The following is a 24,303-nucleotide window of genomic DNA, read 5'->3' as shown; positions in this document are numbered from 1 at the left end:
CCTTGCTCTGAAAAGGGCGCCCAGCCTAAGCCATCCCTGCGGGCATAAAAAAGCCCCGCAACCGCGAGGCTTTTTACCCGATGTTTCTGCTCGCTTGAACAGAACGCCGGGGCTTTGTGTACACCGTAGGACGATTACAGGCCGGCGGCAGTACGCAAGTCGTTGGCACGGTCGGTCTTTTCCCAGGTGAACGTAGTGAACGTGTCGTTGCCGACAGTCTTCTGCTCAGGGGTACGACCGAAGTGGCCGTAGGCCGCAGTTTCCTGGTACATCGGGTGCAGCAGGTCGAGCATGGTGGTGATTGCGTAAGGACGCAGGTCGAAGATCTCACGCACCAGCTTGACGATCTTGTCGTCGCTGATCTTGCCGGTACCGAAGGTGTTCAGCGAGATCGACGTAGGCTGGGCCACACCGATTGCGTAGGACACTTGAATCTCGCAACGCTCGGCCAGGCCGGCGGCCACGATGTTCTTGGCCACGTAACGACCGGCGTAGGCCGCCGAACGGTCAACCTTGGATGGATCCTTGCCGGAGAACGCGCCACCGCCGTGACGGGCCATGCCGCCGTAGCTGTCGACGATGATCTTGCGACCGGTCAGGCCGCAGTCGCCCACCGGGCCACCGATGATGAACTGGCCGGTCGGGTTGATGTGGAACTGGGTGTCCTTGGTCAGCAGTTCGGCAGGCAGCACGTGCTTGACGATCAGCTCCATGACGCCTTCGCGCAGGTCGGCGTAGGAAACGTCCGGGTTGTGCTGGGTCGACAGTACCACCGCGTCGATGGCGACGACTTTGCCGCCTTCATAACGGCAGGTCACCTGGGACTTGGCGTCCGGGCGCAGCCATGGCAATGCACCGGATTTACGGGCTTCGGCCTGGCGCTTCACCAACTGGTGGGAGAAGGTGATCGGTGCCGGCATCAGCACGTCGGTTTCGTTGCTGGCATAGCCGAACATCAGGCCCTGGTCGCCGGCGCCCTGATCCTCAGGCTTGGCACGGTCGACACCCTGGTTGATGTCAGGGGACTGCTTGCCGATGATGTTCATCACGCCGCAGGTCGCACCGTCGAAGCCGACGTCGGAGCTGTTGTAGCCGATGTCGATGATCACATCACGCACGATCTGCTCCAGGTCTACCCAGGCAGAGGTGGTGACTTCGCCGGCGATGATCGCCACGCCCGTTTTCACCAGAGTCTCGCACGCCACTCGGGCGAACTTGTCTTCAGCGATGATGGCGTCCAGCACCGCGTCAGAGATCTGGTCGGCGATTTTGTCCGGATGCCCTTCAGACACGGACTCGGAGGTGAAAAGGGAGTATTCGCTCATCTCGATGTTTTCCTGATATTTACCGATGGTGAGTGTCGCCAGCCGGCCGCTGAAAATGGCGGACCTGAATCTGGAAACCATTACGTAAACCTACATAGAGGCTTTCCCCGGGAACGAGTCCCGCAGCGGTGGCCCAACGGGCCAGATCGTCCTGTTCAAAACCCAGCCAGAGATCACCGCAGGCTTCCCTGGCCCAACTCTGGTTGTGGCTGCATAAATCCGTGACCAACAGGCTGCCGCCTGGTTGCAGCAAATTTGCCATCTGCCTGAGGGCGTCTGCCGGGGCGGCGAAATGGTGCAGGACCATGTTCAGCACCACGCAATCGGCCCGCAGGCTGGTGTCATTCAGGGCGTCCGCCAACTGCAGGTGGACATTGCCCAGCGCTTCGCGCTCACACAATTGGCGGGCCAGCTCCAGCATCGCCGGGCTGTTGTCCAGCGCCGTGACCTGATGAAAGCGCCGCGCCAGCTCCGGCAGGAAGCCGCCATCACCCGGGCCCACTTCGACCGCCGTAGCCTCATCACTGAAGCTCAGCTTGTCCAAAAGTGCCAGCACGCTTTCGCGGTATTGCGCCAAGCCGGCGATCAGATCCTGCTGGGCGCGAAACTTCTCGGCTACCCGTGAGAAAAAGTCCTGGCTGGCGGCAGCACGTTGCCCGTGCACCTGGCTGATGCGCGACTGCACGTCAGCCGGCAGCGCCAGGCTGTCTATTTCTTCGAGCAGAGCGGCGTGCAGCTTGCCGCCCAGTTGCTCGGTGTGGGGCAGGGCGCGACGGTAAAAAATCGCATTGCCCTCGCGGCGGGTCGCCACCAGGTCGGCCTGGGCCAGTACCTTCAAGTGGTGGCTCATGCCGGATTGGCCGATGGCGAAGATCTGCGCCAGCTCCAGCACCCCGAACGAATCGTTGGTCAGCGCGCGCAACACATTCAGGCGCAACGGATCGCCACCGGCCTTGCACAGGGCCGCCAGCTCGTCGCTGTCGTCGGGTCGAATGGAAGGTGCGCTCAGGTTCATAAGGCCAGCAGTCTAGTGACGGTGGGAAAACCCCGCAAGGGCAATATCAAAAAGTTTTGATATTGGTCGATAATCGGTGGTTATAAGCAGCCGCTATAACCCATGGACGAAGCGGGGGGCGGTTTCTCCAGTCAATCCGCAGGAAAAACACCCCCAAGTGACTATCTGTCATTGCCCCGAGGGCCGTGGCTGAGGGAAAATGCCGATCCTTTTTTCCGTTTCTTTTATTCAACCTCCAGGAGATCAGCGATGCCCAGCCGTCGTGAGCGTGCCAACGCCATTCGTGCCCTCAGCATGGATGCCGTGCAAAAAGCCAACAGCGGCCATCCCGGTGCCCCGATGGGCATGGCGGATATCGCCGAGGTACTTTGGCGTGACTACCTGAAACACAACCCGAGCAACCCGTCGTTCGCCGACCGTGACCGGTTCATCCTGTCCAACGGCCACGGCTCGATGCTGATCTACTCGTTGCTGCACCTGACCGGCTACGACGTCACCATCGACGACCTGAAAAACTTCCGCCAGATCCACAGCCGCACCCCGGGCCACCCGGAATACGGCTACACCCCTGGCGTTGAGACCACCACCGGTCCACTGGGCCAGGGCCTGGCCAACGCCGTGGGTTTTGCCCTGGCTGAAAAAGTGCTGGCTGCGCAGTTCAACCGCCCGAACCACAACGTTGTCGACCACCACACCTACGTGTTCCTGGGTGATGGCTGCATGATGGAAGGCATTTCCCACGAAGTCGCCTCCCTGGCCGGTACCCTGGGCCTGGGCAAGCTGATCGCCTTCTACGATGACAACGGCATCTCCATCGACGGCGAAGTCGAAGGCTGGTTCACCGACGACACGCCTAAGCGTTTCGAAGCCTACAACTGGCAGGTGATCCGCAATGTCGACGGTCATGACCCGGAAGAAATCAAGATTGCGATCGAGACGGCCCGCAAGAGCGAGCAGCCGACCCTGATCTGCTGCAAGACCACCATCGGCTTCGGTTCGCCGAACAAGCAAGGCAAGGAAGACTGCCACGGCGCCCCACTGGGTGACGCGGAAATCGCCCTGACCCGCGCTGCGCTGAAGTGGAACCACGGCCCGTTCGAAATCCCGGCTGACATCTACGCCGAGTGGAACGCCAAGGAAGCCGGCCTGGCGGTCGAAGCCGAGTGGGACCAGCGTTTCGCGGCCTACTCCGCCGAATTCCCTGAGTTGGCCAACGAACTGGTTCGCCGCCTGGCCGGTGACCTGCCTGCCGACTTCGCTGAAAAGGCCTCGGCCTACATCGCCGAAGTGGCGGCCAAGGGCGAAACCATCGCCAGCCGTAAAGCCAGCCAGAACACCCTGAACGCATTCGGCCCGCTGCTGCCTGAGTTCCTCGGCGGTTCGGCTGACCTGGCCGGTTCCAACCTGACCCTGTGGAAAGGTTGCAAAGGTGTCTCGGCGGAAGACGCCAGCGGCAACTACATGTACTACGGCGTGCGCGAGTTCGGCATGAGCGCCATCATGAACGGCGTTGCCCTGCACGGCGGCCTGGTGCCTTACGGCGCGACCTTCCTGATGTTCATGGAATACGCCCGCAACGCCGTACGCATGGCGTCGTTGATGAAGAAGCGTGTGATCTTCGTCTACACCCACGACTCCATCGGCCTGGGCGAAGACGGCCCGACGCACCAGCCGGTCGAGCAGTTGACCAGCCTGCGCACCACGCCGAACCTGGACACCTGGCGCCCGTCGGACGCAGTCGAATCGGCTGTGGCCTGGAAGCACGCGATCGAGCGCAAGGCCGGCCCTTCGGCGCTGATCTTCTCCCGTCAGAACCTGCAGCACCAAACCCGCGACGCGGCGCAGATCGAAGGCATCAGCCGTGGTGGCTACGTGCTGAAAGACTGCATCGGCGAGCCGGAGCTGATCCTGATCTCCACCGGTTCCGAAGTGGGCCTGGCGGTTCAGGCGTACGACAAGCTGACGGCCGCCGGCCGTAACGTGCGTGTGGTTTCCATGCCGTGCACCAGCGTCTTCGAAGCCCAGGACGCCGACTACAAGCAATCGGTGTTGCCGTTGCAGGTCAGCGCACGTATCGCCATCGAAGCGGCTCACGCCGACTACTGGTACAAGTACGTGGGCCTGGAAGGCCGGGTGATCGGCATGACCACCTACGGTGAGTCGGCGCCGGCGCCAGCGTTGTTCGAAGAGTTCGGCTTCACCCTGGAAAACATCCTGGGTCAGGCTGAAGAGCTGCTGGAAGACTAAGGCTGTAGATTGGGGCGGCTGTACTGGCCTCTTCGCGAGCAAGCCCGCTCCCACATTAGATCGCGGTCTAAATGTGGGAGCGGGCTTGCTCGCGAAGGCGGCGGCACATTCACCCCATTACCCAATGGTAATCGAGAACCCCATGCCTCAACCGCGTCCCTACAAAGTTGCACTCAACGGCTACGGCCGGATTGGTCGTTGCGTCTTGCGTGCTCTGTTCGAGCGAGGGCCGGCGGCCGGGTTTGAAATTGTCGCGATCAACGATCTGGCGGACATGGCCAGCATCGAATACCTGACACGCTTTGACTCCACCCACGGCCGGTTCCCCGGCGAAGTGCGGGTCGAGGACGATTGTCTGCATATTAATGGCAACTGCGTGAAGGTCCTGCGCAGTGCCACCCCTGAGGGCATCGACTGGGCGGCGCTGGACGTCGACCTGGTGCTGGAATGCTCCGGTGCCTATCACACCCGTGCCGACGGCCAGCGGTTTCTCGACGCCGGCGCACCACGGGTCCTGTTTTCCCAGCCGATGGCCAGCGAGGCGGATGTTGACGCCACCATCGTCTACGGCGTGAACCAGGATTGCCTGACCGGTGCCGAATTGCTGGTGTCCAACGCCTCCTGCACCACCAACTGCGGCGTGCCGCTGTTGCGCCTGCTGGACCAGGCGATTGGCCTGGAATACGTGTCGATCACCACCATTCACTCGGCAATGAACGATCAGCCGGTGATTGACGCTTACCACCATGAAGACCTGCGCCGTACGCGTTCGGCGTTTCAGTCGGTGATTCCGGTGTCCACCGGCCTGGCGCGCGGTATCGAGCGACTGTTGCCGGAACTTGCCGGGCGAATCCAGGCCAAAGCCGTACGGGTACCGACGGTGAATGTGTCTTGCCTGGACATCACCATGCAAACCGTCAGCGACACCGATGCCGGCGAAGTCAACCGGATCCTGCGCGACGCCGCCACCAGCGGCCCGCTCAAAGGCCTGTTGGCCTACACCGAGTTGCCGCACGCCAGCTGTGATTTCAACCACGACCCGCATTCGGCCATCGTCGATGCCAGCCAGACCCGCGTTTCCGGCCCACGGCTGGTGAACATCCTGGCGTGGTTCGACAACGAATGGGGTTTTGCCAACCGAATGCTGGACGTTGCAGAACACTATCTGCAAACAGCCTCTCCACAACTTTAGCTCTCAGGAATTGCCCCCCATGACCGTGTTGAAGATGACCGACCTCGATCTGCAAGGTAAGCGCGTACTGATCCGCGAAGACCTCAACGTCCCAGTCAAGGACGGTGTTGTCACCAGCGATGCGCGAATCCTGGCCTCGCTGCCGACCATCAAGCTGGCCCTGGAAAAAGGTGCGGCCGTGATGGTCTGCTCCCACTTGGGTCGTCCGACCGAAGGTGAATTCTCGGCAGAAAACAGCCTCAAGCCTGTAGCTGAATATTTGAGCAAGGCCCTGGGCCGCGACGTGCCGCTGGTTGCCGACTACCTGAACGGTGTGGACGTGAAGGCTGGCGACATCGTGCTGTTCGAAAACGTGCGCTTCAACAAGGGCGAGAAAAAGAACAGCGACGAACTGGCCCAGCAATACGCTGCCCTGTGCGACGTGTTCGTGATGGACGCCTTCGGCACCGCGCACCGTGCCGAGGGTTCGACCCACGGCGTGGCCAAGTTTGCCAAAGTTGCCGCAGCTGGCCCGTTGCTGGCGGCTGAACTGGACGCACTGGGCAAGGCCCTCGGCGCTCCGGCCCAACCGATGGCCGCCATCGTTGCCGGCTCCAAGGTGTCCACCAAGCTCGACGTGCTGAACAGCCTGAGCCAGATCTGCAACCAGCTGATCGTCGGCGGCGGCATTGCCAACACCTTCCTGGCGGCTGCCGGTCACCCGGTGGGCAAATCGCTGTACGAACCGGACCTGCTGGAAACCGCCCGCGCCATCGCCGCCAAGGTCAGCGTGCCGCTGCCGGTAGACGTGGTGGTGGCCAAGGAATTCGCTGAAAGCGCCGAAGCCACCGTCAAGCTGATCGCTGACGTTGCCGCTGACGACATGATCCTGGACATCGGCCCGCAAACTGCAGCCAACTTCGCTGAACTGCTGAAGTCGTCCAAGACCATCCTGTGGAACGGCCCGGTCGGCGTGTTCGAGTTCGACCAGTTCGGCAACGGCACCAAAGTGCTGGCCCACGCCATCGCTGAAAGCTCGGCATTTTCCATCGCTGGCGGTGGCGACACCCTGGCGGCCATCGATAAATATGGCGTTGCTGACCAGATCTCCTACATTTCTACGGGGGGTGGTGCGTTCCTCGAATTCGTTGAAGGCAAGGTACTGCCGGCTGTCGAAGTGCTGGAAAGCCGGGCCAAGGGATAAGGCACTTGCTGAGGAAAAGGAGCATTCCGATGATCAGGTCGTTGGCACTGGTGATTGCAGCGGGCCTGCTGGCCGGCTGCGGCAGCACGCCGAAAGCGGCGCCCGAGTCTGAAAAGGCCGGGGCGGCGCGGCAAAAGAGTTGCTACCAGGCTGACTGGCAGGCCGAAACCATGCCGGTGATCAACAAGCGCATCGGGCCGGACGGGTTGGAGAAATACGACTCTGCGCCCAACGGTCAGGAACAGGGTTGCCCTTGACGGGTCTGATTCACTAACCGACAGCAGCGGTGGCCGCAGGTCGCCGCTTGAGGATTGGCAATGAAAGGCGTTTTCGCCCTGGCGGCACTGGCGTTATTGGCCGGATGCACCAACCTGAACATGTTCGACAAGAAGGCAGAGCCGGCAGACAAGTGGACCACCTGGACGTGTGACAGCCAGGCGCAAGTCAACTGGCGCTTTGCCGACCAGGCCCGCACCCAGGTGGATGTGCGCCTCGGCGGCTCGGACCAGGTGTATCGCCTCAAGCAGGATGTGGCGGCCTCGGGCGTGCTGTACAGCGACGGCCAGTTGGCGTTTCACACAAAAGGTGAGGAAGGCCTGGTTTACTGGGTTGCCACCGATGATTTGATCGGGCGTGGCTGTAAAGCACAGTAACCCCGACAGCAATAACGATTCAGCAGGGCAGGCTTTGAAAGCCTGACCTTCAATAACTTGAATAGCAGCCGCCGCTACGGCAGGCTTGCACGATTAACGACCCTCGACCGGGAGAGAGACTCACAATGGCACTTATCAGCATGCGCCAGATGTTGGACCACGCAGCCGAATTCGGCTATGGCGTTCCAGCCTTCAACGTCAACAACCTTGAGCAGATGCGCGCCATCATGGAAGCCGCTGACAAGACTGACTCTCCAGTGATCGTCCAGGCTTCGGCCGGCGCGCGCAAATACGCCGGTGCCCCGTTCCTGCGTCACCTGATCCTCGCCGCGATCGAAGAATTCCCGCACATCCCGGTGTGCATGCACCAGGACCACGGCACCAGCCCTGACGTGTGCCAGCGCTCCATCCAGCTGGGCTTCAGCTCGGTAATGATGGACGGTTCCCTGGGCGAAGACGGCAAGACCCCGACCGACTACGAATACAACGTACGCGTCACCCAACAAACCGTGGCCATGGCTCACGCCTGTGGCGTTTCGGTTGAAGGCGAACTGGGCTGCCTGGGTTCCCTGGAAACCGGCATGGCCGGTGAAGAAGACGGTATCGGCGCCGAAGGCGTACTGGATCACAGCCAAATGCTGACCGATCCGGAAGAAGCCGCCGACTTCGTGAAAAAGACCCAAGTTGACGCCCTGGCCATCGCCATCGGCACCAGCCACGGCGCCTACAAATTCACCAAGCCACCTACCGGCGACGTGTTGGCCATCGACCGCATCAAGGAAATCCACAAGCGCATCCCGAACACCCACCTGGTGATGCACGGTTCTTCCTCGGTACCGCAAGAGTGGCTGGCGATCATCAACCAGTACGGCGGCGACATCAAAGAAACCTACGGCGTGCCGGTTGAAGAAATCGTCGAAGGCATCAAGTACGGCGTGCGCAAGGTCAACATCGACACTGACCTGCGCCTGGCCTCCACCGGTGCGATGCGTCGCCTGATGGCCACGAACCCGAGCGAATTTGACCCACGTAAATTCTTCGGCGCTACCGTGACTGCCATGCGTGATGTATGTATCGCACGTTACGAAGCCTTCGGTACTGCGGGCAACGCTTCGAAGATCAAGCCGATCTCCCTGGAAGCGATGTACCAGCGTTACCTGAAAGGTGAGTTGAACGCCAAGGTCAACTAAGCCTTACGCGTTAATGAAAAGCCCGCAGCGATGCGGGCTTTTTTGTGGCTGAAATTTGATCAGGCGGCTGCGGGGGTGTCGAAGCCGCGGTATTCGATGACGCGGAATACGTCGCTTACGTCCTGCACCAGGATGCGGGCGGTGTTGGCTACGTGGTTCAGGTCACGCTCCGCAAAATCGGGCAGGCTGGAGCAGGCCATCAAGTTGAGGTGTTCGAGGGCGGCGTTGAGGCGTTCACGCAGGCAGGCATGCAGGTCCTGCAGCGGAGCTTCGCTGTCGATCAGGAGTACCGGGTATTCGGTGGCTGTTTCGGTGCAAGGGGTGAAACGGCGGGGTGGGAGTTGTGGCTTCATGGCAAATCCTTAACTCAAAAGAAAATTGGCCACCGTTTGCTGCGAAACAAATAGGGTGGCAGCTGTACGCGGGTTCGCAGACCGAGGAGTTAAGACCCGGCAGACCCGAAGGTCTCCCACGTACAACCGCCATAAAAAGCCGAGCATTGGCAGGACTGCCTATGTCGTATTTTGACGGGTACGGTATTAACTCTGTAGGGCTGCGAAACCCTGTCGCCGTTCAATGCCGGCGACGGGGCGAACTATAAGCGGCGCTCCGATTCACCGCAACGGCCCTGTAGGACACAACGCCCCTGTGGGAGCTGGCGGTGCGACGATTCGACTTGCCCGCGATGGCGGTGGGTCAGCCAACTTATTATGTGGCTGATACACCGCCATCGCGGGCAAGCCCGGCTCCCACAGGGATAAGTGTTGGTTAAGTGATTGTGTTAATCACCGAATGATCCTTGGGTCCATAGGACAGTGCCTACGAGATGTGAGGAGACTTAGTTCTCCACCAGCACCTTCGGATTCGAGTTACCCCACACCGTATACAGATCCGCCAGCAACGCACCGTTGATGTCTTCAACCTCCGCCTGGCTGGTCTCCACCGCGCCCTGCTTGCCGAACAACACCACCTCATCGCCGCTCTTCACGGTCGGCACGTCGGTGACATCGACCATCAGGGTGTTCATCGACACCTTGCCCACCACCGGCACCCGGTGCCCGTTGATCAGCACGATGCCTTTGTTGGTAAACGCCCGGCGATAGCCGTCGGAATAACCGACGGTGATGTTCGCCAGTTTCGAATCCCGCGCCAGGGTGTAGGTGCGGTCGTAGCCTACGGTGTTGCCTTTCGGGTAGCTGTTGACCGACGCCACGTGGGATTTGAACTGCATCACGCGCTTGTATTCGGTGAACGACGGTACGGTATCGCCAAACAGCAGGCCGCCCGGACGAACCATGTCCAGCCGCGACTCGGGCACTTCCAGGGTGGCGAAGGAGTTGGCGGCGTGCAGGGTGATTTTGCTGCGGTCGAGCTGGGCGACGTTGATCAGCCAGTTGGCTTGTTCGTTGAACGCCTTGAGGCCGGTGCGCACGTCGGCGGCGTCTTCGACGGCGAAGTGGGTCATGATCGCCGTCACCTGCAGGTTTGGCACCTTGGTAATCGCTACGGCGTCGCGGCGGCCCTGGGCGGTGGTCATTTCCACACCGTTGCGGCTCATGCCGCTGGAGTTCAGGCCCAGGTGCACGACCAGTGGGCGGCCGTGGTTTTCGGCGATCAGGCTGGCGCGCACGGCGAAGTCCAGATTGCCCACCAGCTCTTCGACGTTATACGGCAACGCAGCTTCCAGCTCGCTCAGGGCGGCGGTGCGTACGCGGATCAGTTGGCCCTTGAAGCCGCTTTCACGGACCACGCGGGCTTCTTCGTTGCTGGCGATGCCGACGCAGGGCACGCCCAGTTTGATCACCGAGGGCATCAGTAAACCGATGCCGTGACCGTAGGCATCCGCCTTGAGCACGGCGCAGATTTTCGACTTGTCAGCGAGGCTGGCTTGCAGGATGCGGATATTGTTTTCGAAGGCGACCTTGTTGATTTCGACCCAGGCGTTGCTGTCCTGGATATTGACCTGGGCCACCCCGTCGGCCATCGAGAGGGGCGGGGCGGCGAAGGCCGGGTTTTGCAGCAGTGCCATGCCCATAGAGAGGGCGAGCAGGGTGCGGGAAAAGGGCATTGGGCAGTCTCCATGACTTTCTTGTAGGGGGTAGTGCGCGTGCGCGGCGCCATACTCGGATTGTCCTACAAGAAAGTCGAGACCCTGGGTCGCGGTTCTGTCCTAAAGCGTCGTGGGACCGGTCGCTGAAGCGAATCAGCTTCAGTCGTGGTCAATGTCCAGCTTGGCAAACGTCACGCGGGCGCCTTCCTTGCTGTTGCCGCTGTTGTCCTGCACGTAGGCACCGGCCTTGAAGTACAGCGGTTGTTTGCCCCACGCAGCGCCGATGCGTTCGTTCCATTGCCCATTGGCAGCGTCGACGCTCAACAATCCGGCCTTGTTCAGGTGGATGACATAGGTGAAGTCGCGGTCCAGCGGTACGTTCTCGGCGACGATGATCACCCGGCCTTCCGACTCGTCAGGGCGCATGCGCACCTTGGCGACGATGTTGCCGGTCTGGGTTTTTTCCTTGTATTGGTATTCGACCTTGATCAGTGGCTTCTGGCTTTCGTAGGCGTGGATTTGACCGATCACCACCTTGCCGGACGACGGCACCTTGTTGACCGCCAACGTGGCACGCAGGAAGTTGTCGGCGTCGCTGTACAGCCAGTTGCGCAGGCGGCCGTCGGCGTAGGTTTCCCGCAGTTCGCTGCGAGGGTAAACGGCGTTCTCGGTACGCGTGCCGGTCACCGGGGTCCAGAATTGCACGCTGCTGCCTTCGGCCTGGAAGTATTGGTCCTTGAACCCGCTGAGCAGCTTCGGCGTGTCGATGGTCGAGGGCGGGGAGCCGACGGGGATGCTCAGGTTCCAGGTGGACAGATCAATCATTGAATACGCCTTTAACGGGGAGAGAAGGCCTTGGCTCGGGAGCCGGCACTTTCTTTATAGGTGGCTCGAAATGGATTGTTAATGGCTTTGTGGCGGATTGTTGGCGCCAATGAAATGTCAAAAAGCCATGTTTCCCGTAAACCGCGGGCTGTAGACACTGACCGTTAGTCGGTTGTCTGGGCTTTGGCGCAATGATGGCACCGTCGTGGCTTCTGCTTTATGGGATCCAGGGCTAGAGTGAGCCCTTATTGTTTATCCGGTTTTGTCGCAAAAATGACCGGAATGACTCCGACGAAAGAGAAGCAGCAATGGAATGCGCTCCAATCAAGCCTCGCGATGGTTGTTCAGTGCTTTTGGTGGTCGATGACTATCCCGAAAACCTGATCAGCATGCGTGCGCTATTGCAGCGTGAAGATTGGCATGTGGTGACGGCGGCCTCCGGGGTGGAAGCCCTGGGATTGCTGCTCGAACACGACGTCGACCTGGTGTTGCTGGATGTGATGATGCCCGGCATGGACGGGTTCGAGGTGGCCCGGCTGATGCGCGGCAGCCAACGCACACAAATGACCCCGATCATCTTTCTCAGCGCTCACGCCCAATCGCCGGCGGCGATGCTGGAAGGCTATGCCAGCGGCGCGATCGACTATCTGCTGAAACCCTTCGACCCGAATATCCTCAAGCCCAAGGTCCAGGCCCTGCTGGAGCACCAGCGCAACCGCCGTGCCTTGCAGCGCCTGAGTCACGATCTGGAATCGGCCCGGGCCTTCAATGCCTCGGTGCTCGACAATGCCGCCGAAGGCATCCTGGTGGTGGGCGAAGACGGCGTGATCAGCTACGCCAACCCGGCGATTTCGCGGCTGATCAATGCGCCGGTCGCCGAGATCCAGGGTGCCGAGTTCCTGGGCTTCCTACAGAAGCCCCATGTGCCTGGGTGGTCCGATTCTGCCTTGTATGAAGGCTACAAACGTGGCGAAACCTGGCGCCTGCACGACGCCATCTTGCGCACCGCACCCGGCCAGCAGTTGCCCGTGGCGATGTCGTGCGCCCCGCTGCCGGCCGAGCAGAAAGCCATGGTGGTCACGGTGCTGGACATGTCCGAGGTGCGCCATCTGCATCAGCAACTGGAGTTCCAAGCCGTCACCGACCCGCTGACGGGCCTGCTCAATCGGCGCGGGTTTCACCAGTCGGTGGAGAATGTGCTGTTGCGCAGCGAGCGTAACGAACAGTCGCTGGTGCTGCTGTACCTGGACCTGGACGGGTTCAAGCGGGTCAACGATTCCCTCGGCCACGACGCCGGAGACCGCGTGCTGCGCTGGGTCTCGGAACAGTTGAAGGCGTGCCTGCGCTCCTACGACATTCTCGGGCGCATGGGCGGGGATGAATTCACCGCGCTGCTGGAGCTGGAATTCCCGGAGCAGGCGGCCAAGATTGCGGAAAAACTGATCGAACGGGTGTCGATCTGTCAGCAGGTCGACGGTCTGGATGTGATGCTGGGCGTCAGTATCGGCATCGCCACTTTCCCGGACTGCGGCTCGGACCTCAACGGCCTGCTGCGCGCGGCGGACGTCGCGATGTACGAGGCCAAGCGCGCCGGGCGTCAGCAATATCGCTACTACGACCAGGAAATGAACGGCCGGGCCCGCTCGCGCCTGATGCTCGAAGACAGCGTACGCAGCGCCATCGACAGCAAGGATTTCACCCTGGTGTACCAGCCGCAGGTGTCGTTGCACGACGGCCATCTGCGGGGCGTCGAAGCGCTGCTGCGCTGGCAGCACCCGAGTGTCGGCGATGTGCCGCCGGGGCTGTTTCTGCCGTTGCTCGAAGAGGCGCGGCTGATCAGCCAGTTGAGCACCTGGATCTACCAGCAGGTGGCCGCCCAGCGGCAGGCATGGGCAGGGGTGTTCAACGATGAGTTGGTCCTGAGCGTGAGCTTGAGCAGCAGCCAGTTCAATATGCCGAACCTGGCCAGCCAGCTGCAGCAGGTGCTGGAGCGACATGGGTTGCAAGGCCGGCAGCTTGAGGTGGAGATCAGTGAAGAAAGCCTGATGCACAATCTGGATGAGTCCACCAAGCAGCTCAAGCTGTTGCGCCGGGCCGGCGTGCGGATTGCCCTGGATGATTTCGGCGCGGGCAACTGCTCCCTGGCCCACCTGCGGGACCTGGAATTCGACACCCTCAAGCTCGACCCGAAGCTGATCGCCCGCCTGCCGGGTTCATCCCGGGACGCGGCGATGGCGCGCAGCATTATCGAATTGTGCCGGCATTTTGATCTGCTGGTGATTGCCGAAGGCGTCGAGACCCAGGAGCAAGTTGAGTGGCTCAAGGCCAACGGCTGCCAGTTCATCCAGGGCCCGCAGGTGGCGCCGCCGTTGATCGCGGATGAAATTGCCGACTGGCGCCTGCGCGCAGCCGCCCGCTGAATTCGCTACACTGGCGCCCATTCAAATACCCGTTGTTGACCCCATGACCGCGCTGAAATACCTCCAGGCCTACCCCCCAGCATTGCAGGAGCAAGTGCGCCAGTTGATTGCCAAGGACCAACTCGGCGACTACCTGACCCAGCGCTACCCCGAACGTCATGGCGTGCAGAGCGACAAAGCGCTGTACAGCTACGCCCAGGCCCTGAAGCAGGAACACCTGCGCAACGCCCCGGCCATCGACAAGGTGTTGTTCGATAACCGCCTGGACCTGACCCACCGAGCCCTCGGCCTGCACACCACCATCTCTCGGGTGCAGGGTGGCAACCTCAAGTCGAAGAAAGAAATCCGTATCGCCTCGCTGTTCAAGGAAGCCGCGCCGGAATTTCTGCGCATGATCGTGGTACACGAACTGGCGCACTTCAAGGAATCGGACCACAACAAGGCGTTCTACAAACTCTGTGAATACATGTTGCCGGGCTACCATCAGGTGGAATTCGACCTGCGGGTGTACCTGACCTGGCGGGACCTGCAGGGCAAGCCCTGACCTTCAAAGGCGATCGAGCATGGATGTGAGCAAGACCAAAAGCAGCTTCTACCGGCGCCTGTATGTGGCGTACCTGATTGATAGCCAGCTGGCCAGCAGCGTCCCGGCACTGACCGAGGTGACGGGCATGCCCCGGCGTACTGCACAGGACACGATTGCGGCGTTGGCGGACCTGGATATTGTGTGTGAGTTTGAACAGGAAGACGGGGCCCGCAATCATGCCGGGCGCTATCGGATTCGTGATTGGGGCGCGATTGATCGGCGCTGGATCGAGGCGAACCTGGCGAGCATTAAACAGGTGTTGGGTTACCCCTGAAGGCTTGGGGTGACCGGGCTGACGCCTTCGCGAGCAAGCCCGCTCCCACATTCGACCGCATTCCAAAGGTGGAACTCGGTCAAATGTGGGAGCGGGCTTGCTCGCGAAGAGGCCCTCATGCCCGACGCATGCCTATATGTGGAATGTCATCCTCAAGGTATTCCTCACCCGCCGCCACAAACCCGTAACGCCCGTAATACCCCTGCAAATGCGCCTGGGCCGACAGATAGATCGGCACGTCGGGCCACTGTTTCTCTGCCTGCCTGAGGGCCTCATCCATCATCTGGTGGCCCAGCCCGGTACCCCTCGCGCTCGGCGCAACGATCACCCGGCCGATCACCACATCACCACCCTGTGATTCAGGATCCAGCAGGCGCAGGTAGGCCCGCAGTTGACCATCATCCCAGGCCATTAGGTGATGGGTGTCACCGTCCAGGTCCTGGCCGTCGATGTCCTGGTACACGCATTTCTGCTCGACCACGAAGACCTCCGAGCGCAGGCGCAAAATGGCGTACAGCTGCTCCTTGCCCAGGTCACTGTGGTGTTTGCAGACCCATTCGACTGTCATGGTGTTCTCTCGGCTGATTGTCTGGTCAGGATAGTAAGCGCGCGGGAGGCGAGTGTCTAAATTGCGGTTTTTTTGTGAGTGAGATCAATTTGCCATCATTCTCTGCGTGCGACGCTGTCGTCTTTGTGTAATCTGCAGTACAGCTCATTGATGAGCTACTGTTAAATCCTCGGGTTGCCCCAGAGGTCAGGCCATAGAATGCCCGCCAAGGACTTGAGCATGCCGCGATTTTCTCGTGCCGTTGCTTTGATCGGTTTGTTGTTGCTGGCCCAGGCGGTGGCGGCAGAACGCTTGCGACTGGTGGCGGATGCCTGGCCGCCGTTCACTGACGCCACCCTGGTCAATGGTGGTTTGGCCACCGACATCGTGACCACCGCCCTGGCCCGTGCCGGCTATGCCAGTGAGTTTGAACAGGTGCCCTGGGCCCGCGCCCTGATGGGTGTGGGCGATGGGCGTTACGACGTATTGGTGAACGCCTGGTACGACGATGCGCGTACTCAGCTGGGGCAGTTTTCCGGCGAATACCTGCTCAACCGGGTGCTGTTTCTCAAGCGCCGCGACGATCCCATCGACTACCAGAACCTGGAGCAGTTGCACGACTACCCCGTCGCGGTGGTGCGTGGCTATGCCTATTCAGCGGCGTTCGATGCCGATCCGCAATTGCAGAAAGTCCCGGTGCATAACTTCGCCATGGCCGTGCGCATGCTGGCGGCGCAGCGGGTGCGGCTGACGCTGGAGGACGAATTCGTCGCCCGCTACTACCTGGCTCGGGAGTCCGCCACCGTGCGCAACGCGGTGGAGTTTTTGCCGGTGCCGCTGAGTGAAAACAGCCTGCACATTCTGGTTAGCCTGAAAAATCCTCAGCATCAGCAGATTGTTGCCGGGTTTGATCGGGAGATTGCCAGGATGAAAGTGGATGGCAGTTATGCGCGGTTGATGAAGCAGCACGGGATGTAGTGAGGCTAATGGCCCCTTCGCGAGCAAGCCCGCTCCCACATTCGACCGCATTCCAAAGGTGGAACTCGGCCGAATGTGGGAGCGGGCTTGCTCGCGAAGAGGGTTCAGGCTTCGCTGGTATCTTTGATCAGGTGAGCCGCCAACGTGCGCAACGGCCCCAGTTGCCGGCAGATCAGCGCCAATTGCGTCTGCACCAGCCGCTGCCCTTCGTCAATTTCATCCGGCATCTGCTCCAGGTCCACTGCCAAGGCTTCCTCGGCATCACTCTGAATCGCAATTGGCTGCTTGTTCGCCAGCCCGGTGGCGATCTCGTCGATGCTCGCCGCCAGCGTCTTCCCGGCGCCTTCGATCAAGTGCTCGCGCACTTCCGCCGGCAGTTGGGTTTCCCTGTGGGCGCCCAGCCCCGACAGGTAGCTGAGCAGCGTGTGGGACAGCACCAGGAACCTGAACCCCACGTCCGCTTCCTTACGGAAATGCCCCGGCTCCATCAGCATGTTCGCCAGGGTGGTGGACAGCGCGGCGTCGGCGTTGTGGGCATTGCGCCGGGCGAGGCGGTAAGCCAGGTCGTCGCTTTTGCCCGCGGCGTACTGCTGCATGATCTGGCGCAGGTAGATGCTGTTGCAGGTCAGGGTATTGGCCAGCACCTTGTTCAGGCGCCGGCCCTGCCAGTCCGGCAGGAACAGGAACACCGCCAGCCCGGCGATCAGGCTGCCGAGCAAGGTATCGAACAGCCGTGGCAGGAACAGCCCGTAGCCGTCGCCCACCTGGTTGAAGCAGAACAGCACCATCAGCGTGATCGCGGCAGTCGCCAGGGTGTAGCGCGTGGTGCGGTTGATAAAGAACACCAGGCCCGCGGCGATGGCGAACATCGACTGGATCAGCGGGTTGGGGAACAGGTCGAACAGCGCCCAGGCGATGGTCAGGCCGATGGCGGTGCCGATGATCCGCTGGCCCAGCTTGCGCCGGGTGGCGCCGTAGTTTGGCTGGCACACGAACAGCGTGGTGAGGATGATCCAATAGCCTTGGGACGGGTGAATCAAGTGCACCATCCAGTAGCCGATACTCAGCGCCAGGGGCAGGCGCAGGGCATGGCGGAACAGCAACGAAGTCGGCGTCAACTGCGTGCGCAGGCGCGTCCACATTTCCTTGAGGTTGCGCGGCGCACGGTCCAGCAGGCTGCTGTCGGTGGCATCGGCCAGGCTGTCTGGGTTGGCGGCGTCGCCCAGCAGGCGGTCCAGGGTCGACAGGTTGGCCGCCAGGGCGCGCAGGGAGCGCAGCAGGCCGCGCCAGGCCGGGTTGCTCTGGATGCGCAGGTGTTCCAGGGAGGCGTTGAGGTCGCCCAGGGCTTCGGCGAAGCTGTCGTCATAAACGAACGGCTGGCGCATCTGGATCGATTCGGCCAGGGTCTGGCAGGCCTTGCCTTGCTGGCGCAACAGGCGCTGGCAGCGGAACAGCACGTCGCTGTGGAAGAAGGCTTCGGCGAGGGCGTTGTAAGGGTAGTGCGAGGAGCTGGCGCGCTCGTGGATGTCCTGGGCCAGGAAGTACAGCTTGAGGTAGCGGCTGACCTTGGAGCCCGGGCGACCATTGCCGACCCGGTGCAGGATGATCTCTTTGGCGGCGTTCAGTGCTGCCACCACCCGGCCGTTCTGCTGCGCCAGTTCCAGGCGCCGCGCTTCCACATCCAGTTGGCGGATCGGTTCGAACAGTGACGACTTGAGCTTGAGGTAACGCCCCAGCTCGCGAAACAGTCGCGCCAGGCTCTGCTGCACCGGCTGGTTGGAAAACAGCACCTGCCACAACACCGACAGCGCGCCATACCACGCGGCGCCGGCCACCAGCAGCAAGGGTTCATGCCAGAAGTCGGTGACGGCGCCACCGCGCTGGTCCACGCCGATCATGGTGTAGACCGAGAGAATCAGGGTGGCCGAAGCGATCGCTCCATAACGCTCGCCGAGGGCACCGAGCATGGTCAGGCCGAAGCTGGAGAGCGCCAGGAAGATCGCGAAGATCCAGGGATATGGGAAAAGCAGTTCGACGGACAGTGCCGCAGTGCTGAAGCACACCAGTGTCACGGCCAGGGCGTTGAGCCGGCCTTGCCAGTTGTCATCGGTCTCAGCCAGGGCGCTGGCGATAATCCCCAGGAACAGCGGGATCAGCAGCGCCATTTCATTCTGGTACCAGCACAGCGCCATGCTGCCGGTCAGGGCGATGAATACCCGTACGCTGTAACTGAACTTATCCAGTGCCCAAAGGCGCCGCATGGACTGCTTGAAGGAGGTCGATGACATGAAGTCTGGGGTCTTCCGGGACGATGCCGCTAAATTGAGCCAGTAATGACGCCACGGCAAGCGTGGCGATCACATCTGAGAGCAAAATTTATTCCAGTCATTACTTCCAAGCACACCACGAACCAAATGTGGGAGCGGGCTTGCTCGCGAAGGCGGTGTATCAGTCACTGATGTATTAGCTGAGACTCCGCCTTCGCGAGCAAGCCCGCTCCCACATTTTTTTACCGCGTTCCGTCAGGCAAATTGGGCAGCGGCATAACCGGAAGCCCACGCCCACTGGAAATTGAACCCGCCCAGGTGACCGGTCACATCCAACACTTCGCCGATGAAGTACAAACCGGGGCTTTTCAGGGATTCCATGGTCTTGGACGAAACCTCCCGGGTGTCCACGCCACCCAGGGTGACCTCGGCGGTGCGATAGCCTTCAGTACCCGCCGGCACCAGTTGCCAGCTCCCCAGTTTGCCGGCGATGTCGGCAATCTCGGCGTGGGTGTACTGCTTCATCGGCTTGGAAACGAACCAGGTTTCGGCCAGCAGGTTGGCCATCTTCTTGGTGAAGATCTCACCCAGCAGGGTTTTCAGCTCGCTGTTCGGGCGCTCCACCTGTTGCGCTTGCAGCCAGGTGTGGGCGTCGTGGTCGGGCAGCAGGTTGATTTCCACGGTGTCGCCGGGTTCCCAGTAGGAGGAAACCTGCAGGATCGCCGGCCCGCTCAGGCCGCGGTGGGTAAACAGGATGTTCTCGCGAAAGCTTTGGTCGTTGCAGCTCACCAGGCAATCCACGGACGTACCGGACAGCTCGCCGCACAATTCCTTGAGCTGGTCGGTGATGGTGAACGGCACCAGCCCGGCGCGGGTTGGCAGCAGTTCATGGCCGAACTGCTTGGCCACTTGATAACCAAAGCCGGTGGCCCCCAGGGTCGGGATCGACAGCCCGCCGGTGGCGATCACCAGTGATTCGCAGCGCAACTCACCCAGGGTGGTTTGCAACTGATAGCCGCCATCGACCTTGGCAATCTCCTGCACCGAGGTGTCCAGGTGCATGCTCACGCCGACCTGGATGCACTCATCCAACAGCATCCCGAGGATGTCGCTGGACTTGTTGTCGCAGAACAGCTGGCCGAGTTTTTTCTCGTGGTACGGCACGCCGTGCTTGGCCACCAGCGCGATGAAATCCCACTGGGTGTAGCGGGCCAGGGCGGACTTGCAGAAGTGCGCGTTGTGGGAGAGGAAGTTGGCAGGCTCCGTGTACATATTGGTGAAGTTGCAGCGGCCACCGCCGGACATCAGGATCTTTTTGCCGGCCTTGTTCGCGTGGTCGATCAACATCACCTTGCGCCCACGCCCGGCGGCGGTCAGCGCACACATCAAGCCTGCGGCGCCGGCGCCAATGATCACAACTTCGGTCGAGCGCACAGCCATGTCCTCATACAAATTCTGAATTGGAATACAGTCAAATGTGGGAGCGGGCTTGCTCGCGAATGCGCAGTGTCAGTCACCGAATCTGTCGACTGATATACCGCATTCGCGAGCAAGCCCGCTCCCACATTTTTGATCTCGGTATAGCTTGAGATCTTTACAGGATACGCACGCGCAACGAACGGCCTTTGATCTTGCCGTCATTCAAACGCTGCAGCGCCTGTTTGGCGATCCCACGTTCCACGGCCACAAAGGCCTGGAAATCAAAGATCGCGATCTTGCCGACCTGGGCCCCCGGAATCCCGGCTTCACCGGTCAGTGCGCCAAGGATATCGCCCGGGCGAACCTTGTCTTTACGGCCGGCGGCAATGCACAGGGTGCTCATCACCGGCAGCAACGGGCCGCCGCTCTGAGGCTTGAGGTTGTCCAACTGGTCCCAGTTCAGCGGCGACTTCTGCAACTGCTCGATGGCCTGGGCGCGGTGGGCTTCGGACGGTGCGACGAGGCTGATAGCAATGCCCGTCTCACCCGCGCGACCGGTACGGCCCACGCGGTGGATGTGGATTTCCGAGTCGCGGGCCAGTTCGACGTTGATCACCATGTCCAGTGCATCAATGTCCAGGCCACGGGCGGCAACGTCAGTGGCGACCAGTACCGAAGTACTGCGGTTGGCGAACATCGCCAGTACCTGGTCACGGTCGCGCTGTTCCAGGTCGCCATGCAGGCCAACGGCGGAGATGCCCTTGGCGGTCAGGTGATCCACGGTTTCCTGCACTTGCTGCTTGGTAAAGCAGAAGGCTACGCAAGACGCAGGGCGGAAATGCGCCAGGACCTTGGTCACCGCGTCCATGCGCTCTTCCGGAGAAATCTCGTAGAAGCGCTGCTCGATCTGATCGTCCGAGTGGAACGCTTCGGCCTTGACCTGTTGCGGCGCGCGCATGAATTTCGAGGCCAGCTGCTTGATGCTCACCGGGTAGGTGGCCGAGAACAGCAGGGTCTGGCGGCGGGCCGGGGTCTTGCTGATGATGTCTTCGATGGCGTCGTAGAAGCCCATGTCGAGCATGCGGTCGGCTTCATCGAGGATCAGCGTGTTCAAGCCGTCCAAAACCAGCGAACCCTTGCGCAGGTGCTGCTGGATGCGGCCCGGGGTGCCGACGATGACGTGGGCGCCGTGCTCCAGGGAGGCGATCTGCGGGCCGAGGGACACGCCGCCGCACAGGGTCAGCACCTTGATGTTGTCTTCGGCGCGGGCCAGGCGACGGATTTCCTTGGCCACCTGGTCAGCCAGCTCGCGGGTCGGGCACATGACCAGTGCCTGGCAGCCGAAGTAGCGCGGGTTGATCGGGTTCAGCAGGCCGATGCCGAAGGCTGCGGTCTTGCCGCTGCCGGTCTTGGCCTGGGCAATCAGGTCCAGCCCTTTGAGGATCACCGGCAAGCTTTGCGCCTGGATCTGCGTCATCTCGACATAACCCAGCGAGTCGAGGTTAGCCAGCATGGCGGCGGACAGGGGCAAAGTATTAAAAGCGGTGGCGATGGTAGTCACGGGACTGGCTCTGCAAAACAAAATGTCGCGCAGTGTACCAGTCTCGTGGGATTTTCCCTGCAAGTTCTAGACGAGAAGCCTGTTAATGCTCAATGTCGTGCTCACGGCTGACCACGCGTTTGCCGTCTTTTGGCGACAATTGCAGGAAGATCGCCGCCGCCAGCATCGCCATGATGCCCACGGTGACGAAGGTCAACTGGAACGCCCCAAGCACCGTGTCGACCCCGTCGTTGCCCACTTCGGCGGTAAAACCACCCAGCAGCGCACCGGCGCAGGCCACCCCAAGGCTCAGGGACAACTGCGCCACCACCGACAGCAAACTGTTGCCGCTGCTGGCCTGTGCGTCGTCGAGGTCGATCAGGGTCACGGTATTCATCGCGGTAAATTGCAGCGAGTTGATGGCCCCGAGGATCGCCAGCATGCCCAGCAGCAGCGGGTAGGGCGTGTGTTCGCTGACCAGGCCCATGCTCGCCAGCATGATGCCCAGCGCCAGGGTGTTGCCGGTCAGCACCACGCGGTAGCCCAGGCGCTCGATCAGTGGCCGGGCGATGGACTTGGCAAACATCGCCGCCGCCGCCAGGGGCAGCATGCTCATCCCCGCTTCGGACGGCGAATAACCCAGCGCCACTTGCAACAACAGCGGCACTAGGAACGGCAACGCGCCGCTGCCCAGGCGAGCGAACAGGTTGCCGAGGATGCCCACCGCAAAGGTCCGGGTCTTGAACAGCACCGGCGAGAACAGCGGGTTGTCGATATGCCCGGCGCGCAGCCAGTAAGCCGCCAGGCACGCGAGGCCGCCGAACAGCAGCAACATCACCCGCAGGTGCGGCAGGTGCAATTCGCCGAGGCCTTCCATGGCGATAGTGATCAGCACCATCGCCGCGCCGAACAGCAGGAAACCCACGCCGTCGAACCGCGTACGTTCGCTGCCGCGCAGGTCGGGGATGAACTTCCATACGGCGTAGCAGCCGATGATGCCCACCGGCAGGTTGATCAGGAAGATCCAGTGCCAGGTCAGGTATTGCACCATCCAGCCGCCCATGGTCGGGCCGAGCAGCGGGCCCAGCAGCCCGGGAATGGTGATGAAACCCATGATGCGCACCAGCTCCGAGCGCGGGTAGGCGCGCAGCACCACCAGCCTGCCCACCGGCAACATCAACGCACCGCCCAGGCCCTGGATCACCCGGGCGCCCACCAGCATGGTCAGCGTACTGGAGAGCGCGCAGAGCAACGAGCCAATGCTGAACAGCATGATCGCGCCGAAGAAAATCTTCTTGGTGCCGAAGCGGTCGGCCACCCAGCCCGAGGCGGGAATCAGCAAGGCCACGGTGAGCATGTAGGCAATCACTACGCCTTGCATGCGCAAGGGGTTCTCCGCCAGGTCTCGAGCCATGGCCGGCAAGGCGGTGTTGAGAATCGTCCCATCCAGCGACTGCATGAAGAAGGCAATCGCTACCACCCAGGGTAGCCAGCGGGCGGTCTTGGCATCGAGAGGGGCGCGATTCGGCATGAGTTACCTTTTTGTTAGCAGCCTATGTGTCGGCGATTATGCGCCATCGGCAGCTCCTTTTCCCACTGGCGCTTCGTCTATATCTGACAACGCCACGTGTTTGCCCACCAGGAAATCAATCAGCGCCCGGTGCACGGCCAAGGCCGCTTCGCGGGATTCCAGGTCGAGCAAATGGCCGGTGTGTTCGGCGGTGGCGAAGCTGCTGCGGCCTACGTATTTCTTGAACAGTTGGGCTTCGTCTGCCGGGGTGTACTCGTCCAGCACGCCGTTGAGGAAGTGCACCGGGGTTTCGATCCGGGTCAATTGCGGCAGGTAGTTGCCGTCACCCAGGGCCAGCACTTGATGGATATGGAAGCGTGCCTGGCGATACTCGGTGGTGGCCATGGTCGACAGGTGCCGGTGATTGTTGCGCTTGAGCCGGGGCGACAGGTATTTGCCCACGGTTTCATTCAGCAGATGGCCGACGGCAGATTTGTCATCGGCCTCGATCAGCACGCGCACCCGCTCTACGTATTCGAGCATGGCCTGGTTGAGGTTGGGCGCCAGTGCCATCACCACCGAGCTTTCAATCGACGGCGGGTTATGCGCGAGGGTCAGCAGCGTGGAAATCCCGCCCCAAGAGGCGGACACCAGGTGGTTGACCTGAAAGCGTTCCACCAATGCCCGCAGGATCTGCACTTCATCGTCCTTGGTCACAAGGTCGAGGTCGGTGTTGTGTGGGCGTGAATAGCCGGAGAACGGCAGGTCGAACATCAGCACATTGAAGTGCTCGGACAGGCACTTGCTGGTGCGTGCAAACGAGCGGGTGGTGGACAGCGCGCCGTTGACCAACAGCACGGTTTTCTTCTCTGGGTTGTTACCAAGCTGCTCTACGTGAACGTTGTAGTGCTTGAACAGCTTTTCAATGACAAAACTTCCATGGTTCATGTCAACGCTCCAGCTTGCCCTATCCCGGGCAAGGTCGTGCATCACTTGCGTGCAAGTGGGTTGAGGACGGCGGGGTGTTGTTTGAGTTTTTTTACCGCGCGGACGTGGCTAGGTGCCACCAACCTTTATAACGA

General features: G+C 61.3%; 21 protein-coding genes. 10 read left to right on the top strand and 11 right to left on the bottom strand.

The genetic code is table 11. From position 1 onward, the window contains the following. Nucleotides 1-134: 134 nt before the first annotated feature. Complete coding sequence (gene metK, locus HX786_RS06980) at nt 135-1,325, bottom strand: methionine adenosyltransferase (protein ID WP_003216863.1); 1,191 nt, start codon at nt 1,323-1,325, stop codon at nt 135-137. Nucleotides 1,326-1,344: 19 nt separating this feature from the next. Then, nucleotides 1,345-2,340, bottom strand: coding sequence for a metalloregulator ArsR/SmtB family transcription factor (locus HX786_RS06975; RefSeq protein WP_003216864.1), 996 nt, complete (start codon nt 2,338-2,340; stop codon nt 1,345-1,347). A gap of 249 nt (nt 2,341-2,589) precedes the next feature. Here HX786_RS06975 and tkt point away from each other — a divergent pair, with 249 nt between their 5' ends. From tkt to fba, 6 genes are all read left to right on the top strand, one after another. Then, on the top strand, nt 2,590-4,587 hold the full coding sequence (gene tkt, locus HX786_RS06970; RefSeq protein WP_178911870.1) for a transketolase: 1,998 nt from the start codon (nt 2,590-2,592) through the stop codon (nt 4,585-4,587). Between the two features lie 142 nt (nt 4,588-4,729). Then, nucleotides 4,730-5,779 carry an erythrose-4-phosphate dehydrogenase gene (gene epd / locus HX786_RS06965; RefSeq protein WP_008434077.1) on the top strand — a complete coding sequence of 350 codons (1,050 nt, stop codon included), beginning with the start codon at nt 4,730-4,732 and terminating at the stop codon, nt 5,777-5,779. Between the two features lie 19 nt (nt 5,780-5,798). Beyond that, on the top strand, nt 5,799-6,962 hold the full coding sequence (locus HX786_RS06960; protein ID WP_008434075.1) for a phosphoglycerate kinase: 1,164 nt from the start codon (nt 5,799-5,801) through the stop codon (nt 6,960-6,962). Between the two features lie 29 nt (nt 6,963-6,991). Then, entirely contained in the window at nt 6,992-7,219 is a 228-nt protein-coding gene (locus HX786_RS06955) for a hypothetical protein (protein WP_008434073.1), read from the top strand. Nucleotides 7,220-7,279: 60 nt separating this feature from the next. Continuing rightward, nucleotides 7,280-7,615: an MliC family protein gene (locus HX786_RS06950; RefSeq protein WP_003216869.1), complete on the top strand. Its 336-nt coding sequence runs from the start codon at nt 7,280-7,282 to the stop codon at nt 7,613-7,615. 125 nt (nt 7,616-7,740) lie between these two features. Beyond that, a complete protein-coding gene (gene fba / locus HX786_RS06945) occupies nt 7,741-8,805 on the top strand; it encodes a class II fructose-bisphosphate aldolase (RefSeq protein ID WP_003177554.1) in 1,065 nt (354 codons plus the stop codon). Nucleotides 8,806-8,864: 59 nt separating this feature from the next. Here the strand turns inward: fba and HX786_RS06940 are convergent, their stop codons facing one another. The 3 genes from HX786_RS06940 to HX786_RS06930 form a co-directional block, all read right to left on the bottom strand. Next, nucleotides 8,865-9,158, bottom strand: coding sequence for a hypothetical protein (locus HX786_RS06940; protein ID WP_003216872.1), 294 nt, complete (start codon nt 9,156-9,158; stop codon nt 8,865-8,867). Between the two features lie 485 nt (nt 9,159-9,643). Further along, complete coding sequence (alr, locus tag HX786_RS06935; protein ID WP_178911869.1) at nt 9,644-10,873, bottom strand: alanine racemase; 1,230 nt, start codon at nt 10,871-10,873, stop codon at nt 9,644-9,646. Nucleotides 10,874-11,014: 141 nt separating this feature from the next. Beyond that, the gene (locus HX786_RS06930; protein ID WP_003216876.1) at nt 11,015-11,680 is read right to left on the bottom strand and encodes a polysaccharide lyase family 7 protein; all 666 of its coding nucleotides are present in this window, start codon (nt 11,678-11,680) and stop codon (nt 11,015-11,017) included. 308 nt (nt 11,681-11,988) lie between these two features. Here HX786_RS06930 and HX786_RS06925 point away from each other — a divergent pair, with 308 nt between their 5' ends. Genes HX786_RS06925 through HX786_RS06915 form a run of 3 tightly spaced genes read left to right on the top strand, consistent with a single transcriptional unit; the run spans nt 11,989 to nt 14,960 of the window. Continuing rightward, nucleotides 11,989-14,100, top strand: a complete 2,112-nt coding sequence (locus HX786_RS06925) for a bifunctional diguanylate cyclase/phosphodiesterase (protein ID WP_178911868.1) — start codon at nt 11,989-11,991, stop codon at nt 14,098-14,100. 43 nt (nt 14,101-14,143) lie between these two features. After that, nucleotides 14,144-14,644, top strand: coding sequence for a M48 family metallopeptidase (locus HX786_RS06920; protein ID WP_003216881.1), 501 nt, complete (start codon nt 14,144-14,146; stop codon nt 14,642-14,644). Nucleotides 14,645-14,663: 19 nt separating this feature from the next. Beyond that, complete coding sequence (locus HX786_RS06915) at nt 14,664-14,960, top strand: helix-turn-helix domain-containing protein (RefSeq protein WP_008434063.1); 297 nt, start codon at nt 14,664-14,666, stop codon at nt 14,958-14,960. Nucleotides 14,961-15,075: 115 nt separating this feature from the next. Here the strand turns inward: HX786_RS06915 and HX786_RS06910 are convergent, their stop codons facing one another. Continuing rightward, nucleotides 15,076-15,528 (bottom strand): GNAT family N-acetyltransferase, encoded by a 453-nt coding sequence (locus HX786_RS06910; protein ID WP_008434061.1) that lies wholly within the window; start codon nt 15,526-15,528, stop codon nt 15,076-15,078. Nucleotides 15,529-15,747: 219 nt separating this feature from the next. Here HX786_RS06910 and HX786_RS06905 point away from each other — a divergent pair, with 219 nt between their 5' ends. After that, nucleotides 15,748-16,485: an ABC transporter substrate-binding protein gene (locus HX786_RS06905; protein ID WP_102605038.1), complete on the top strand. Its 738-nt coding sequence runs from the start codon at nt 15,748-15,750 to the stop codon at nt 16,483-16,485. A gap of 104 nt (nt 16,486-16,589) precedes the next feature. Here the strand turns inward: HX786_RS06905 and yccS are convergent, their stop codons facing one another. The 5 genes from yccS to HX786_RS06880 form a co-directional block, all read right to left on the bottom strand. Then, on the bottom strand, nt 16,590-18,773 hold the full coding sequence (gene yccS, locus HX786_RS06900) for a YccS family putative transporter (protein ID WP_003216889.1): 2,184 nt from the start codon (nt 18,771-18,773) through the stop codon (nt 16,590-16,592). A gap of 234 nt (nt 18,774-19,007) precedes the next feature. After that, nucleotides 19,008-20,186: an NAD(P)/FAD-dependent oxidoreductase gene (locus HX786_RS06895; RefSeq protein WP_178911867.1), complete on the bottom strand. Its 1,179-nt coding sequence runs from the start codon at nt 20,184-20,186 to the stop codon at nt 19,008-19,010. Nucleotides 20,187-20,346: 160 nt separating this feature from the next. Further along, nucleotides 20,347-21,684 (bottom strand): ATP-dependent RNA helicase DbpA, encoded by a 1,338-nt coding sequence (gene dbpA, locus HX786_RS06890; RefSeq protein WP_236260841.1) that lies wholly within the window; start codon nt 21,682-21,684, stop codon nt 20,347-20,349. Between the two features lie 130 nt (nt 21,685-21,814). After that, complete coding sequence (gene mdtD, locus HX786_RS06885; RefSeq protein WP_177035277.1) at nt 21,815-23,242, bottom strand: multidrug transporter subunit MdtD; 1,428 nt, start codon at nt 23,240-23,242, stop codon at nt 21,815-21,817. Nucleotides 23,243-23,278: 36 nt separating this feature from the next. Further along, complete coding sequence (locus HX786_RS06880) at nt 23,279-24,169, bottom strand: alpha/beta fold hydrolase (protein ID WP_178911866.1); 891 nt, start codon at nt 24,167-24,169, stop codon at nt 23,279-23,281. Nucleotides 24,170-24,303 lie beyond the last annotated feature (134 nt).

The sequence above is a fragment of the Pseudomonas sp. 21615526 genome, assembly GCF_013386245.1.
Classification (GTDB): Bacteria; Pseudomonadota; Gammaproteobacteria; order Pseudomonadales; family Pseudomonadaceae; genus Aquipseudomonas.
The sequence above is the reverse complement of the archived record's forward strand: the minus strand, read 5'-3'. Positions and strand labels throughout refer to the sequence as shown.

Excerpts from the sequence above, each read along its gene's own strand:
- metK (WP_003216863.1), bottom strand. The coding sequence starts at position 1,325 with ATGAGCGAATACTCCCTTTTCACCTCCGAGTCCGTGTCTGAAGGGCAT.
- HX786_RS06975 (WP_003216864.1), bottom strand. The coding sequence starts at position 2,340 with ATGAACCTGAGCGCACCTTCCATTCGACCCGACGACAGCGACGAGCTG.
- tkt (WP_178911870.1), top strand. The coding sequence starts at position 2,590 with ATGCCCAGCCGTCGTGAGCGTGCCAACGCCATTCGTGCCCTCAGCATG.
- epd (WP_008434077.1), top strand. The coding sequence starts at position 4,730 with ATGCCTCAACCGCGTCCCTACAAAGTTGCACTCAACGGCTACGGCCGG.
- HX786_RS06960 (WP_008434075.1), top strand. The coding sequence starts at position 5,799 with ATGACCGTGTTGAAGATGACCGACCTCGATCTGCAAGGTAAGCGCGTA.
- HX786_RS06955 (WP_008434073.1), top strand. The coding sequence starts at position 6,992 with ATGATCAGGTCGTTGGCACTGGTGATTGCAGCGGGCCTGCTGGCCGGC.
- HX786_RS06950 (WP_003216869.1), top strand. The coding sequence starts at position 7,280 with ATGAAAGGCGTTTTCGCCCTGGCGGCACTGGCGTTATTGGCCGGATGC.
- fba (WP_003177554.1), top strand. The coding sequence starts at position 7,741 with ATGGCACTTATCAGCATGCGCCAGATGTTGGACCACGCAGCCGAATTC.
- HX786_RS06940 (WP_003216872.1), bottom strand. The coding sequence starts at position 9,158 with ATGAAGCCACAACTCCCACCCCGCCGTTTCACCCCTTGCACCGAAACA.
- alr (WP_178911869.1), bottom strand. The coding sequence starts at position 10,873 with ATGCCCTTTTCCCGCACCCTGCTCGCCCTCTCTATGGGCATGGCACTG.
- HX786_RS06930 (WP_003216876.1), bottom strand. The coding sequence starts at position 11,680 with ATGATTGATCTGTCCACCTGGAACCTGAGCATCCCCGTCGGCTCCCCG.
- HX786_RS06925 (WP_178911868.1), top strand. The coding sequence starts at position 11,989 with ATGGAATGCGCTCCAATCAAGCCTCGCGATGGTTGTTCAGTGCTTTTG.
- HX786_RS06920 (WP_003216881.1), top strand. The coding sequence starts at position 14,144 with ATGACCGCGCTGAAATACCTCCAGGCCTACCCCCCAGCATTGCAGGAG.
- HX786_RS06915 (WP_008434063.1), top strand. The coding sequence starts at position 14,664 with ATGGATGTGAGCAAGACCAAAAGCAGCTTCTACCGGCGCCTGTATGTG.
- HX786_RS06910 (WP_008434061.1), bottom strand. The coding sequence starts at position 15,528 with ATGACAGTCGAATGGGTCTGCAAACACCACAGTGACCTGGGCAAGGAG.
- HX786_RS06905 (WP_102605038.1), top strand. The coding sequence starts at position 15,748 with ATGCCGCGATTTTCTCGTGCCGTTGCTTTGATCGGTTTGTTGTTGCTG.
- yccS (WP_003216889.1), bottom strand. The coding sequence starts at position 18,773 with ATGTCATCGACCTCCTTCAAGCAGTCCATGCGGCGCCTTTGGGCACTG.
- dbpA (WP_236260841.1), bottom strand. The coding sequence starts at position 21,684 with ATGCTGGCTAACCTCGACTCGCTGGGTTATGTCGAGATGACGCAGATC.
- mdtD (WP_177035277.1), bottom strand. The coding sequence starts at position 23,242 with ATGCCGAATCGCGCCCCTCTCGATGCCAAGACCGCCCGCTGGCTACCC.
- HX786_RS06880 (WP_178911866.1), bottom strand. The coding sequence starts at position 24,169 with ATGAACCATGGAAGTTTTGTCATTGAAAAGCTGTTCAAGCACTACAAC.